The organism is Streptomyces sp. NBC_00572 (assembly GCF_026341815.1).
Taxonomy (GTDB): domain Bacteria; phylum Actinomycetota; class Actinomycetes; order Streptomycetales; family Streptomycetaceae; genus Streptomyces.
In genome coordinates, this window is sequence record NZ_JAPENX010000001.1 from 5,031,018 (window position 1) to 5,043,989 (window position 12,972).

Here is a 12,972-nt window from a genome sequence, read left to right on the forward strand (position 1 = left end):
GCCTCAGGCGTGAGTCACCCGGCCGCATGCTGTCCACGTCACTCACCTGCCCGTACCTGCCCGTCCCTCGCGTGTCTCCCGACCGTTGTCCGTACGGCCTCCCTCGCGGCCCGGCTCGTCGGGTTCTGGCAGCGGACCGTCGTTCGGCGTCGAGGAGCCGAGATCGTAGTGCTTGACGGAGCTGCTTCCTGACATGTCGAACTCCTGCGCGAGGCCTGTTGTGTGCAGTCGTGCCATCTGGCCGTCGGGAATGTCCATCACGCCGAAGATGTCGACGCCCTTGTTCTCGTCCCAGTTGTAGCGGTCCCAAGCGTTGGCTTGGTAGTCGAGGCCGACCTCGGGGTTGCCGTCGGCATCCGGGACGACCGTGACGACGCCGGTGACGTTCGCCCTCGTGGAGCCGACCGCGTAGAACCAGTTCTGGTTGCTGTCCCGGGTGAAGCTGTAGTCGTTGATGTTGGGCGTCTCCACCGGGATCGACACCGGCTTCCCGCCATTGGCTTTGAACTCGGCGAGAGCCATCTCCCGCCATTCGTCCTGGTACATCCTGATGTGCCCGTCGATGTGCTTCCTGAAGCCGTCGTCGTCGGCCATCATCTTGTCGACGGGCAGGTTCATGGGCTTGCCGTCATTGTCGAGGTAGTGATCCATGTGGCGGCCCGCGTCGACCAAGTCCATCGCGTCCGCGCCTTCCGTGATTCCCCGCATCTTTGCGAGCGTGGCCCACTCCTGGAAGCCCGGCTTCTCCGCGTCGTACGGACCCGATCCCTTGTCCGGGGCGATCTGCTTCATGGACGGGCTGAGCAGCCCGGCCGCCACCAGGTTGTCTTCTTGTCTCGCCCACAGGTCCGCTCTGGCTTCCGGACTCAGGGAACGCCACAGGCGTACCAGCTCAGCACGTTGTTCCTCGTTCGCACCCTCGCCGAGCGACGCGAGCTTGGTCGCGCGGGGCAGCTGGTCCTCGTCGAGCGAGGTGTACATGGCATGGCCGGCATTGTGCACATCGCCGCCGTGGCTGCGCTTCAGGGCCCGAGTGGCGGCGGCGTCGATCTCCGCGGCATGGGAGAGGAGGCCGGTGAGAGTGTCTGCGTACCACTGCATCAAGTCCTTGGTCCGCTGCGTCGTCCCCTCCGGGGTGCACATCGCCTCCATGACCCGGACGGTGCCGTTGCCGCCGTCCGTCACCAGCAGGCCGGGGTCCTTCTCCGAGCCCTTGGCGGCTTCCTCGGTGAGCGCCTTCGCCCGCTTCTGGATGCTGACGAGCTCCGTGTGGGCGTCCGCGAGAACGGCGTGGATGCTGGTGGCCTCGGACTTGAGATCCGTGATCTCCTTCGCGGCGCCGGCCACGAACTCCCTGGTGACGTCGGCATTGACGCCTTTCCACCGGGCCTGTTCCGACGTGCGCAGCAAGCCGTCCCTGGCGGCGGTCTCCAGCTTGGCGAGCTTGCCGGCCATGGCCTTCCAATCACCGACGGCGGTATCGAGCTTGCCGAGGTCCATGCCCATGAGGTCGGTATATGTGAGCGTCATCGGTCCACCGTCCTTCAGCGCACGTACGTGGAGATCTCCGAGACCGAGACGGCGGTGCCGTCGCGGTGCCGCAGCGAGTCCTCGATGCGCTTGTCGTTCTCCGCGTACGACCTCTTCGAGTAGTCGAGGTGGTTCGAGATGTGCGCGCACATTTGCAGGACCGTCTTCACCTGGGAATCCCACACGGAGAGTGTGGTCAGCAGCTCATTGCCCATAGTCATGTGCCGCAAAGACAACTCGTTGGCGGCCTGCACCGTCGCCCCCTCCCCGCTCTTGTCGCTGCCGACGCCCGCGATGTCGGGCTCTTCGCGTAACTGCTCGTGCAACAGATATGCCTCGTGCCCCACGGCACCCAGGTCGTCCTGTGCGACGACCAGATTCATCGACCCCGAACCCGCACCTCCCGGACCGGCCGAGTTGAGCCGAGTACTCGCCGACTGTCGATCCCTTGACGCGGACACGACCGCGGCCCAATCGTCGTCGAATCCCATGACTCTCCCCACTCGACGTCAATGGTTTACCGAAAGACTCATGGTAGGCAGGATGTTGGCGTCATTGCACATGCTATGAGGTGACCACTCCTGTACGAGGGGCCCGATGGCGGAATGGGGATGTCGGTTCACATCCGCACAGCACTGGGCACCCTTCCCCTTGTCGCCGTCGGCGGGCAGGCGCCAGTCGGTCTCGATGCCCCGTTCCACGGCCGGCTCGCTGCTGAAGCCGATGAGGTCGGGGGTGGGCAGGTAGGTGTCGCGCAGCCAGAGGAGGAAGGGGGCCGCCTCACCCGCCGTGATGTCGGCCAGCATCACGCAGTCCCGTCCGTGGACGGTTGCGGTGCCGTCGTACTCGGTGCCGTCGTCGGTGCCCGCCCGGAAGGAGAGGTACGGCTCGCCCTGGTGCGTGCGGTCCTGGCGGACCTTGTAGCGGACCTCGGAGAACGATTCCCGCAGGGCTTCACCCAGGCCGGCCAGGTCGAGGCCCCAGGCGTGCGGTTCCCGCTCCGGGGCGTGGAACAAGAACGTGGTCCGGTCGTCGTCATCGTGCGTCATGGGGTGTGTCCTTCCTGGGGCGGGGCAGGGTCACTTCACGTACCGGGCGGTTCCGGGACGCTGCTGGAGGGCCATGAGCGTCTGCCAGTACGCCGCGGCTTCCTTGTCGTTGGTGACGATCTCCCAACCTCGGATCTGCTGGCGCTCGTCCATCGTCTGCCGGTGCCTCTCTCAAGCTCGCTCTCTTCCCTGCCGATCAGGATGTCCTTCCGGTTCCACTTCTTCGCGCCGGCCGGTTTGAACTCGCCCTTGTCTCGAAGGCGGACGGGCGGAGCCACACGGGCCTGGCCGTGGATTCCCGCGAAGACTCCGGGCGTCTTGCGACGGTAGGGCTGTCAGTGGCTGCCCTCTCGCCTGTGACAGACACGGACGCCCTCCAGATCGCCCCGATCGTGTCGTTGCGGACGTGGCGTACGAGGAGAAGAGCAGGACCGCTTCGTGGTCCGGAGCCGAGTTCCTCGTCTCAGCCGGATCCAAGACACGGTTCGTCGAGCTCGCCGACATCGCGGGGCAATTGATTCTCGAGGAGCTCAGCGACACGCTCGCCGGGTTCCGTACCCTCCTGGGCAAGCAGCGGTGGACGGCGCGGACCGGCACGATCCTCGTCGCCTTCCGGAACGCGATGGACCATCTGCGTCCGGCCTGTCCCTGTGGCTCGGCCGAGCTCCGGTGGGCCCTCGAACACGTGGCCTTCCACGACCTCCGCCGGCATCTGGGCGAGGGGGCGGCCGCAGAGGTCTCGAACGAGGCCCGGGAACTCCTCGACGAAGCGTCGGCCTACGCCTTGTTCTCTCTGACCCTGCTCGACGTCTTCGGCAGGGGGGACTTCGCCCGCCGTCGGGATGAGGCAGCGGCACGCGGCCCCGTCGGGGCTCTGGAGCTGCTCGGCCGCGCCCGTCAGGAGCTGGAGGTGTCCCCCTACAGTGCACGGCACTTGATCGGATCGATCCGTACCGCGTGGCGGCTGCCGGAGGGGCCGACCGTCGGCCCCTCGGCCACGATTCCGGCGCCCCGCAGCGCCGACTGCCCGCGCCATCCGAGGGTGTCGGCCTGATGCTGTCCACACAGCATCATTCGGCTATCCGTGTTGCTGGTGGAGCGTCAGGCGCGGTTGAGGTCGCGCCAGTCCCGTGGAGTGAGGCCGTACTCCTGCTTGAACACCTTGCTGAAGTGAGTCGCGTCCACGAAGCCCCAACCACGCCCGATCGCAGCGATCGTTCGGTGCCGGGCGCTCGGCGCGGCCAGTTCCCGATGGCAGCCTGCCAGACGCTGGGAGCGGATCCAGTCGCCCAAGGTGATACCCGACCGGGCGAGCAGCGTGTAGAGGTGTCGGACCGAGACGCCGTGGACGGACGCGATGCGCGCAGCCGACAGGTCGCGATCACGTAAGTGCTCCCGCATGTATCTCATGATGCGAAGGTTCAGTGTCGTCTCCATCGATTCCCGGGCCAGCTGCGAGTCGCCAAGCCGGGAGGCGACGGCCGCGCGGATCAGTTCGACGCTCGGCTCAGTGATCACCTGGGCGTGACGTTCGTGGCGGAGTCCGTCCGTGACGGCCAACTGGGAGAAGTACGCGAAGGTAAGGGCGGCAACGGGGTTCTCGGCGCCGAACGTGACCGCGGTCATCTCCCGCAGGGACCGCTCGGGTAGCGCGAGCGCGCTGCGGGGAAAGCGCAGAAAGTGGTGGTCGACACCGGCCTCGAAGGAGAGCGCGTACGGAACGGATGTGTCGTAGAGGGCGAACTCTCCCGCTCTCAGTACTGCCTGCCGGTCGTTCTGTTGGACCAGGCTGGTTCCCGTTGCCTGCAGGCCAAGAAAGACGTACGGCTCGGTGTCCTCTCGCGCCAGCCTTTGCGTCCGCCGTATTGTCAGGCTGGTTGCCTCTCCCGAACAGATGACGATGCAACCGACCTTATTGAGACTGACCTTGACCGAGAGATCCTGCGGCGGATGATGGTGGTCGATGTCAATTTTTACGACCGACTCCCAGATGGCATGCCGGACCGCTTCCGCTCGCTCCTGTGGGGAAAGAGGAGCGGTGTCCAGGGTCGCACTCACCTAGCGGACCATCCTCTTCTTCAGCCGGGCTGTGCGCCGCAGGTGGCCGACATCTGCGACCTTCGCCCCGGACCGTGCTGCTCGCCCACCGAGTCATCCTCCCCCGCGTAGTCCTGTGACCAGAGTGCCAGGGCGCCAGGCAGGGCGAGCAACAGTGCCCGTTGAGGCCAAGTTCCTTGGTTCCAGGGCTTGTTGGTCAAGTGTGGATTGCGGGCGGCGGGGCCTGGTCCCGACGTGGAGCGCCTGCGCACAGCTGACCAACTTCTCTGCAGGCACAGCACAGTCGGCGTGACTCGGGAGACCTAGTTTGAAGAGGAAGCAACCGCGGAGAGCCGCGGATCCACTTCTCAAGGAACCGAGTTCGATGTGCACCTCGGCGTGATCCGGAGCGTGATCCACAAAATTCTCTACCAGCACTCGGATGCGCGATCTCGTTCGTCGCTCGGAGTCAGTCCTGAAGGAGAGAGATGAAGAGAAGTCTCAAGGCTGTCACCACATCGCTGATCGCAAGCGGTGTGCTGCTGATGGCGCTGCCCGCAGCAGCATCCGCAGCCGAGATCCAGTCGTATCCCGGAAAGGCTCAGGCGGCCGTCGGTTACAACGGTGCCTGCGGCAGCGGGTACACGGTGATCGACAGCCTACGGCTGGAGTCGGGCGCCAACGTCTTCCTGACCTATTCGGCCAGTGGCTACAACTGTGTCGTGACAGTCGCCGAATACCCCGGGTCTCCCAGGCCCATGTCGGCGTGGATCCAGCGGACCGACGACGAAGCCTCCCGTGACTCCGACAGTGCCGAATACACAGCCTACGCCGGCCCGGTCTACGTCTACGCCAAGGGAAGCTGCGTTGACTGGGGAGGCTCGTACGCATACGGGAAGTACCAGCAATACGGCGCCCACTGCGATTGATGTCGTACCGCGGCACTTTCCGATTTTCCGCATCCCCGGGTACTCCGGCCCGGGCCACTCGCCTCACTCGCTCGACCGATCGAACGAAGGAGCCTCTGTGAGGAAGATCCGGTCACTCTGTCTCCGCGCGGGAGTCATCCTGTCCGTAGCGGCGGGCCCGTTCGTCCTTCCGGCCGCGGCCGAAGCTGCCCCGGTCAACGGGACCTACAACGGATCGTGCGGGTCCGGATACGGCGTAGTCGATTCCCTCGACATCAGCGGTTACGGACGCGCGTTTCTGACCTGGAACAAGTCCAATGGCCACAATTGTGTCGTCACGCAGAGGTACGGGGCGAACGACGGTCCCGCCGAGCTCTACTTCATGACGGCCTGGATCCAGCGGACCACGGACGGCTTCGAGGAGGAGGACAAGGGTCTGTACCGCCACTACGCCGGTCCGGTCTACGCGGACGGGCGGGCCACCTGTATCAACTGGGGCGGCTATGTGGACGACGCACCCACCGGGTCGTACCAGTTCGAGTCGCACTGCGGGTAGCAGGCGGAACGGGGAACGTTCATGAGCGTCGAATCATTCGGCTCCGGGCGGCTCCGGGGTCTCAGGATCTCCGCTTCCATGGTCACCGCAGGGGCGATGACAGCAGGACTGATGGTCCTCGCCGCGCCCGCCGCCGAGGCAGCCGGGTACGGGCTCTGCGGGAGCGGCCACAAGCTCATCGATTCCGCACCGATCGGGGACCTCGGAATGGCATACCTGACCTGGAACGCGGACTCGGGCCGGAACTGCCTGGTCGTCGTGCGCGGCAATCCGGGCGCCCCTCTGCGGATGAGCGCGGTGATCGGGCGGGGCGACGGCGTCCAGGACTCCGACTCCGGCTCCTACAGCTCATACGCGGGCCCGGTCTACGTGGACGGCCGCGGCACCTGCATCGACTGGGGCGGTGTGATCCACGACCAGGAGATCAACCGTTGGCACTCTCACTGCGGCTAGGCCGTGTCCGGAACGTCCCGCCCGTTCGGGAGCCTCCCGGTGAGACGCGCACTTCACCTGACGAGAAAGGGAAAGATCTGATGATCGGCACTCGCAGAAGGATCGGCACGCTCGCCGGCGGCCTCGCTGTGGCGTTGGCCGCCGTGGCGCTGACTCCGGGAGTGGCCAACGCGGCCTCCAATCCCTACAACGGAATCTGTGGTGCCAACTACACCGTCATCGACCATCTCAAGATGACCAGCGGTGGAACGCACCTGGGGGACGCCTACCTCACCTACAACTCCTCCAACGGCTACAACTGTTCGATCATGCAGATCGTGCCAGGGTCGGGAACCATCTTCGCGGAGACCACCCTTCAGCTCACCGGTGGCGGCGACGGGGACTCGGACTCCGGCTATTTCTCCTCGTATGCGGGGCCCGTCTACCTTTCCGCGAAGAACAGGTGCATCGACTGGATAGGCAGTATCGGGGGAAACAGCTCCGAGAGGCTCGCAAGTCACTTCATCGGCAACTCCCACTGCGGGTGACCGTCGTACGATCCAACCCCGGGTGCTGTTCGCAGCACCCGGGGAGGAGAACCGGGTGACCACCGAGCCCGACCATCAGGACGCGGTCGCGCAGCTGACGAAGGGGGCGCAGGCCTCGGGTGTCGACCGAGCGGCTGGTCAGCCCAGACAGATTTCGCCGGGCGTGTCATCCGTCCGGCGTGTGGTGCGTACCAACAGGTGGTAGCCGAGGGGGCGTCGAGGACATCCTCCGCCTCCTCGACGACGTCGGCGTGGCAGGCCGTGGAGACGGTCGGGACGATGAGGCCGAGCGTAGTGCTGCTGCAGGCGGCGAGCGAGCGTGCGTCGAAGTGGGGGACGTAGCCGGGTTCGGCGATGGCGGCGCGCGCCCGGGTCTCCGTGGCGGGCCGTACGGCGACCCGGCCGGACAGCACGTCGGAGACGGTCTGCTCGGTGGCGCCGGTGCGCTCCGCCCCATCCTGCGTCGGCGCCGTGAATGCCTCGATCGTGCCGGTCGACAGGGCGGCGTGCATGGCCGCCACGGGGAGCGACGGTCGACATGCTCCGCTCGGTGATCGCCTGCGTCGGCTCGTGACGGAAAGTCCAAGCGCCGTGGCGATTCATCCCTAGGCGTCATGACGCGCGTGCGAGCAGTCTGAGTGCCGCCAAGCACATCCTCACCGACGGGTGGACAGCGGATGAACGTCCTGCCTCGTGCCGCCCCCAACGAGCGCCACCGCGCCGAACAGCGGCCCGATGAGGCCTCGAAGTGATCGGAAGGTCAGCGGCAGTCGAGACCCGATCTGCCGCTGAGGATCCCCACTCACCGCGTGGCGGACCGGGGCACCGGGCTCGTCACAGTGGTCGCCTGACCGGCCGGCCGGCACAGAGCCACCCGGCGGGGATCCGGTCCGCGTTCCACACCGCCCGGGGCGGGTCAGTTGAGCCGCTGATGGGGAGCCGACCGTACGGGCCGTGGCGCCGCCTGAGCACGACCGCCGTCCCCCGGACGCCGGACCATCCACGGAGCCGTCCCCTCTCGGCTCCTCCGACCAAGGAGAACCATGCGCACTCCTCGAAGCAGACTCGCCGGGGCGCTCGTCGCCGCCGCGCTGGTCGCGGCCGGCGGCGGCACGCTGGCGACGACCACGGCCTCCGCGGCACCGGACGCCGCCACCTACACCGTCACCGTCGGTGCCAAGGGCTCGTGGACGCACCCCGATGACACGCCCGCCGGCACGTACATCGACAAGGACGGCACCTTCTACTTCCAGCAGGCCCACGCGCTGTACGGCGCGAGCGATCCCCGTAAGTGGACCTTCTTCACCGGAACGAACCTCGACACCGCCACCCGGTCCGGCGCCATCAGCGACGCGGTGAACCCGGCGAACTCCAACGACCGCAACAACGACACCACGTGGCGCTGCAACAACAGCCCGACAGGCGTGGAGTCCACCCAGGCGCCCTCCACGGCCTCCTACGCGCACCGCAACTACTGCGACCTCGCCGGTGTCTGGGTCGACCCGGACACCGGTGACTGGTACGGCCTCGTGCACAACGAGTTCACCCCGCAGCCCTTCGGTGACGGCCTCCACTACGACGGCATCGACTACGCCGTGTCCAAGGACCAGGGACGTACGTGGGCCATCAAGGACCACGTCATCACCTCGCGGTACAGCACCAAGCGCGGCGACACCGCTGCCTTCCCGCAGCAGACCTACCACTACGGCACCGGTGACCAGCGCCTGTTCGTCGACACGGCGTCCGGCTACTTCTACGCCTTCTACGGCTCCCGGATCGTGAACAAGGGCGGCGGCTGGGCCGCGTTCTACGGGCACGTCGCCCGAGCTCCGATCTCGTCGAAGATGGCGCCCGGTTCCTGGCAGAAGTGGTACGACGGCGCCTGGTCCCAGCCCGGCGTCGGAGGCCGCGAGAGCAACATGGTCCCGGTCGGCCCCGGCAGCACGACGGGCTACACCCCGCCGTCGAAGGAGTACAACCCCGCCAACAGCGGTGACGTGAACCAGCAGGTGGCCGCCGGTCTGATGCCTCCGACGTCCCCGATGTTCGTCATGGACATCACCTACAACGCCCATCTCGGCCTGTACATCGGCCAGCCCCAGGGGGTCGACCAGAGCGGCAACGCCTCCCAGGAGATCTACGCCACCGACAACCTGGCCACGCAGAAGTGGTTCCGCCTGGGTGACACCGGCAGCTACAGGAACGCGTCCTGGTACCGCTGGTTCCTCGACAGCGGGAACAAGACCAGCTCCGGAATCGTCGGCAAGGACTTCCGCTCGTACTGCTCCTTCGGCTGCTCCAACGGATCGAGCAGCGAGTACGTCAACCTGACGATCGGCACCACTCAGCCCGCGACCCCGGTCGACACCTCCCAGGCGTACCGGATCGCCGGCGCCGGCGGCCGCGTCCTGGCCCAGGTCTCCGGTAGTTCGGCCACCACCTCGCTCGCCGCCGCCACCGGCTCCGGCCTGGAGTCGTGGATCTTCACCGCGAACGGCGACGGCTCGTACCGCATCGCCAACTCCGCCTCCGGCCAGCTCCTCGGCGTGAGCTCCACCTCCACCGCCACCCGGGCCTGGGGCACCAAGCCCACTGTCACGGCCGCCGCACCCAGCGGTCCCACCGTCGGACAGCAGTGGTTCGTCATCCGCGGCACCTCGCCCACCGACGGCTCCGCCACCGGCACGTACAAGATCGTCAATCGCTACAGCGGCCTCGTCATCGGCCTCTCCGCCGACTCCGGCCGTCTCGCCGAGACCACGCCCACCCGTAGCTGGAACAACACCACGGGCAACGCGGTCGGCGGCACCAGGACGGCCGGTGAGCAGGTCCTGACCCTGACCCCCACGGCCCAGGTCCCCGAGTCGGTGACGGTCGGCAATCCCGGCAACCGGACGGCCACCCTGAACAAGGCCGTCTCCCTCCAGGTGGAAGCGACCGACTCCGCCGGGAAGCCCCTCACCTTCACCGCCACCGGCCTTCCCGCCGGTCTGAGCATCAGCACCGGCGGACTGGTCACCGGCACCCCCACATCGGCGGGCGTTTCCACGGTCACCGTCACCGCGTCCTCCGGCAGTGCCAGCGGCACGGCCACGTTCACCTGGACGGTCTCGGCCTCCCTCGACGGAGTCCACACCCTCACCGCCGCGGGCAAGGCGCTCGACAACCCCGACCACAGCACCACCGCCGGTACGCAGCTCATCACCTGGGTGCCGACCGGTGGCCGCAACCAGAGCTGGCGCTTCACCCAGCAGGCCGACGGCACCTACGAACTCAAGAACAGTGAGTCCGGGCTGTGCGCCGACGTGGCGGGCGGCTCCACCAGCGCCGGCGCGAAGATCATCCAGTGGACCTGCACCCAGGGCACCAACCAGCACTGGAACATCGTCCGTCAGGCCGGCGGCACCTACACCGTCGCTTCCGCAGGAAGCGGACTGCTCGTGACCACGGCCTCCTCCGCCGACGGGGCCCTCGTCACCCAGCAGCCCGACACCGGCTCGACGCTGCAGCAGTGGACCATCAACTGATGCCACCGCGACCGTAACCGGCCTGCCGGGTCCCCGCGCAGCACGCAGGGGCCCGACAGGCGGTCGAAGGCCGGGCCCGCCACGCCCGGCGCACCGCATGCTTCCTTCCTTCGCGCCCGTCTCCGGCCTCAGTCGTCGGAGGCGGGCGTTCGGCGGTCGGGGCGGGCGCGGACGTGCATTCGTTCGCCCTGGCGGCCGAAGAGGCTGAGTACTTCGACCGGGCCCTGCCCCGTGCTGCCGAACCAGTGCGGCAGCCGGGTGTCGAACTCCGCCACCTCGCCCGGGTCGAGGACGATGTCGTGGTCGGCGAGCACGATCCGGAGCCGTCCGGAGAGCACGTACAGCCACTCGTATCCCTCGTGGGTGCAGAGTTCCGGGGTGTCGCGGCTCGCCGGCAGCACCATCTTGTAGCTCTGCAGCGGGCCGGGCTGTCGGGTGAGCGGCAGCACGGTGTTGCCGTTCACCGCGTGCGGTTTGAGCCGGACCCTCGGGTCGCCCACCTCGGGGGCGCCGACCAGTTCGTCGATCGGTACCTGGTGGGCCTGCGCGATGGGCAGCAGCAGCTCCAGGCTGGGGCGGCGCCGGCCGGCCTCCAGGCGGGAGAGGGTGCTCTTGGAGATGCCGGTGACCTCCGACAGCGCGGCGAGGGTGACACCGCGAGCGGTGCGCAGCCGCTTGAGTCGGGGGCCTACGGCGGACAGGGCCTGGGCGATGGACGAGGGCTGCTCCACACCGTTATTACATGCAGTCGCTGTGGAGTGTGCAACGAGAGGTGCTGTTTTCGGACTCGTCAGGGCGGCCATGACGCTGGGTCAGTCGTCAGTCGTCCGTCGGCTCGGGGATCGGCATTGCCCGGTTGCGGGTCATCGTTCGGTCGGCCAGGACTGCCGGGACGGTGAGGGCGGCCAGGGCCGCGCCCAGCCAGGGGATCGCGGTGAGGCCGGCGCCGGCGCCGAGCGCGACGCCCGCGAGGACGGGGACCACACTGATGCCGAGTTGGAACATGGAGACGGCGGTGGCCCCGGCGAGCGTGGGCGCGCCTGCCGCCACGGTGAACACCCGCCCGTAGACAGCCGGGTTGAGGACGAAACCCGCGACGCCCAGGACCAGCACCAGAGGGACGACGGCCACGGCGTGATCGGCCAGGAGAGCGAGCAGAACGGAGCAGACCAGGATCCCGCCGGCCCCGATGAGCAGGGCGTGGTGGGGGCGCCCATCGGCGATCCGGCCCCCGACGGAGAGGCCGATGAAGGCCCCGATACCGAAGAGGACGAGGATGCCGGGCACCCACACGGAGTCGACACCCGTGATGTCCGTGAGGAAGGCCGCGAGGTAGTTGTACGAGATCATGTACGCGGCGGTGCTGAGCAGCGTCGCGGCGTACACCGCCCACAGCTGCGGCTGCCGCATCGTCCGCAGTTCGCGCTTCACGCTGGGCTCTTGAGCCGCCTTGGTGGCGGGCACGGCGACGATCGTGGCGATCACGCTGAGCACGGTGAGCGCGACCACCGCCCAGAAGCCGCCCTTCCAGCCGGTGAAGTGGCTGAGGAAGGCGCCGGCCGGACCGCCCGCGACCATGGCGACGCTGAGACCGCTGACCACTACGCCGGAGGCCCGGGCGGTGCGGTCGGGCGTGACGAGGGAGATCGCGGTGACCGCGGCGACCGCCCAGAAACCGGCGTACGCCAGGCCGATCAGGAAGCGGGTGACGAGGAGCACGGTGAAGTCGTCGGTCAACAGTCCGACGGCCACCCCGGCGGCGAACACGGCCTGCGAGATCACCAGGGTCGTGCGGCGCGGCCAGCGCAGCGTCAGCACCGCGAGCGGCGGACCGCCGATCACCACGCCGATGGCGAAGGCCGAGATGAGGGCACCCGCGGAGGACAGCGAGATGTCGAGGTCGTCGGCGATGTCCGGGAGGACGCCGGCGAGCAGGAACTCGGCGCTCCCCATCGCGAACAGGCTGAACGCGAGCAGGTAGACGGGGAGCGGTAGCCTCCCGCCGCCCTTGGGTGCGGTGGTTTCCCGCAGTTCGGTGGTTTCCCGCAGTTCGGTGGTTTCCCGCGGTGGGGTGGTCTCCTGCGGTGGGGTGGTGGTCTCCTGCGGTTCGGTCGGCTCGATCGGTTCCGTTCGGACGCTCATCGGAGGCCACCTCCCGCCTGCCGTGCGGGTTGCGCGACGGGTTCCGGGGTGACGCTGCGCACTGGCCCAGGGGTGGTCGAACGCATGGGCGGGCTCCTCGTTCTCACGGTCGGGCATACGGCTCAGGGCGGATGCGCGCTGATATGCCGGCCTCGTCGGTCTGCCGGATCGTGGTGATCACCGGTGCCCTCATGCTCGAACCGGGAGTCCTGTGGGGACAATATTTGTTGCCGAAACCGGGAC

The 12,972-nt window shown here is 67.8% G+C and carries 13 protein-coding genes; 6 read left to right on the forward strand and 7 right to left on the reverse strand.

Annotated features, from left to right (window positions below; all coding sequences use genetic code 11):
• Positions 1-42: 42 nt before the first annotated feature.
• From OG514_RS23145 to OG514_RS23160, 4 genes are all read right to left on the reverse strand, one after another.
• A complete protein-coding gene (locus tag OG514_RS23145; protein WP_266897744.1) occupies positions 43-1,530 on the reverse strand; it encodes a hypothetical protein in 1,488 nt (495 codons plus the stop codon).
• A gap of 14 nt (positions 1,531-1,544) precedes the next feature.
• A complete protein-coding gene (locus OG514_RS23150) occupies positions 1,545-1,913 on the reverse strand; it encodes a hypothetical protein (protein WP_323181589.1) in 369 nt (122 codons plus the stop codon).
• 126 nt (positions 1,914-2,039) lie between these two features.
• Positions 2,040-2,579: a hypothetical protein gene (locus tag OG514_RS23155; protein ID WP_266897748.1), complete on the reverse strand. Its 540-nt coding sequence runs from the start codon at positions 2,577-2,579 to the stop codon at positions 2,040-2,042.
• A gap of 30 nt (positions 2,580-2,609) precedes the next feature.
• Positions 2,610-2,732: a restriction endonuclease fold toxin-2 domain-containing protein gene (locus OG514_RS23160; RefSeq protein WP_266897750.1), complete on the reverse strand. Its 123-nt coding sequence runs from the start codon at positions 2,730-2,732 to the stop codon at positions 2,610-2,612.
• A gap of 253 nt (positions 2,733-2,985) precedes the next feature.
• On the opposite strand from OG514_RS23160, the gene OG514_RS23165 reads away from it, so the two are divergent.
• Positions 2,986-3,633 carry a hypothetical protein gene (locus OG514_RS23165; RefSeq protein ID WP_266897752.1) on the forward strand — a complete coding sequence of 216 codons (648 nt, stop codon included), beginning with the start codon at positions 2,986-2,988 and terminating at the stop codon, positions 3,631-3,633.
• A gap of 47 nt (positions 3,634-3,680) precedes the next feature.
• On the opposite strand, the gene OG514_RS23170 is transcribed toward OG514_RS23165, so the two are convergent.
• Positions 3,681-4,637, reverse strand: a complete 957-nt coding sequence (locus OG514_RS23170; RefSeq protein ID WP_266897754.1) for a helix-turn-helix domain-containing protein — start codon at positions 4,635-4,637, stop codon at positions 3,681-3,683.
• A 467-nt stretch (positions 4,638-5,104) separates the two neighbouring features.
• On the opposite strand from OG514_RS23170, the gene OG514_RS23175 reads away from it, so the two are divergent.
• From OG514_RS23175 to OG514_RS23200, 5 genes are all read left to right on the forward strand, one after another.
• The gene (locus OG514_RS23175) at positions 5,105-5,545 is read left to right on the forward strand and encodes a spore-associated protein A (protein WP_266897756.1); all 441 of its coding nucleotides are present in this window, start codon (positions 5,105-5,107) and stop codon (positions 5,543-5,545) included.
• Positions 5,546-5,642: 97 nt separating this feature from the next.
• Entirely contained in the window at positions 5,643-6,080 is a 438-nt protein-coding gene (locus OG514_RS23180) for a spore-associated protein A (RefSeq protein ID WP_266897758.1), read from the forward strand.
• Between the two features lie 21 nt (positions 6,081-6,101).
• Positions 6,102-6,533, forward strand: coding sequence for a spore-associated protein A (locus OG514_RS23185; protein WP_266897760.1), 432 nt, complete (start codon positions 6,102-6,104; stop codon positions 6,531-6,533).
• A gap of 80 nt (positions 6,534-6,613) precedes the next feature.
• Positions 6,614-7,060, forward strand: a complete 447-nt coding sequence (locus OG514_RS23190) for a spore-associated protein A (protein ID WP_266897762.1) — start codon at positions 6,614-6,616, stop codon at positions 7,058-7,060.
• A gap of 1,043 nt (positions 7,061-8,103) precedes the next feature.
• Positions 8,104-10,587, forward strand: a complete 2,484-nt coding sequence (locus tag OG514_RS23200) for an RICIN domain-containing protein (protein ID WP_266897766.1) — start codon at positions 8,104-8,106, stop codon at positions 10,585-10,587.
• A gap of 128 nt (positions 10,588-10,715) precedes the next feature.
• On the opposite strand, the gene OG514_RS23205 is transcribed toward OG514_RS23200, so the two are convergent.
• Both OG514_RS23205 and OG514_RS23210 read right to left on the reverse strand, forming a co-directional pair.
• Positions 10,716-11,318, reverse strand: coding sequence for a helix-turn-helix domain-containing protein (locus OG514_RS23205; RefSeq protein ID WP_266897768.1), 603 nt, complete (start codon positions 11,316-11,318; stop codon positions 10,716-10,718).
• Between the two features lie 88 nt (positions 11,319-11,406).
• On the reverse strand, positions 11,407-12,729 hold the full coding sequence (locus OG514_RS23210; RefSeq protein WP_266897770.1) for a Cmx/CmrA family chloramphenicol efflux MFS transporter: 1,323 nt from the start codon (positions 12,727-12,729) through the stop codon (positions 11,407-11,409).
• Between the last annotated feature and the right edge of the window lie 243 nt (positions 12,730-12,972).

Excerpts from the sequence above, each read along its gene's own strand:
- OG514_RS23145 (WP_266897744.1), bottom strand. The coding sequence starts at position 1,530 with ATGACGCTCACATATACCGACCTCATGGGCATGGACCTCGGCAAGCTC.
- OG514_RS23150 (WP_323181589.1), bottom strand. The coding sequence starts at position 1,913 with ATGAATCTGGTCGTCGCACAGGACGACCTGGGTGCCGTGGGGCACGAG.
- OG514_RS23155 (WP_266897748.1), bottom strand. The coding sequence starts at position 2,579 with ATGACGCACGATGACGACGACCGGACCACGTTCTTGTTCCACGCCCCG.
- OG514_RS23160 (WP_266897750.1), bottom strand. The coding sequence starts at position 2,732 with ATGGACGAGCGCCAGCAGATCCGAGGTTGGGAGATCGTCACCAACGAC.
- OG514_RS23175 (WP_266897756.1), top strand. The coding sequence starts at position 5,105 with ATGAAGAGAAGTCTCAAGGCTGTCACCACATCGCTGATCGCAAGCGGT.
- OG514_RS23185 (WP_266897760.1), top strand. The coding sequence starts at position 6,102 with ATGAGCGTCGAATCATTCGGCTCCGGGCGGCTCCGGGGTCTCAGGATC.
- OG514_RS23190 (WP_266897762.1), top strand. The coding sequence starts at position 6,614 with ATGATCGGCACTCGCAGAAGGATCGGCACGCTCGCCGGCGGCCTCGCT.
- OG514_RS23200 (WP_266897766.1), top strand. The coding sequence starts at position 8,104 with ATGCGCACTCCTCGAAGCAGACTCGCCGGGGCGCTCGTCGCCGCCGCG.
- OG514_RS23210 (WP_266897770.1), bottom strand. The coding sequence starts at position 12,729 with ATGAGCGTCCGAACGGAACCGATCGAGCCGACCGAACCGCAGGAGACC.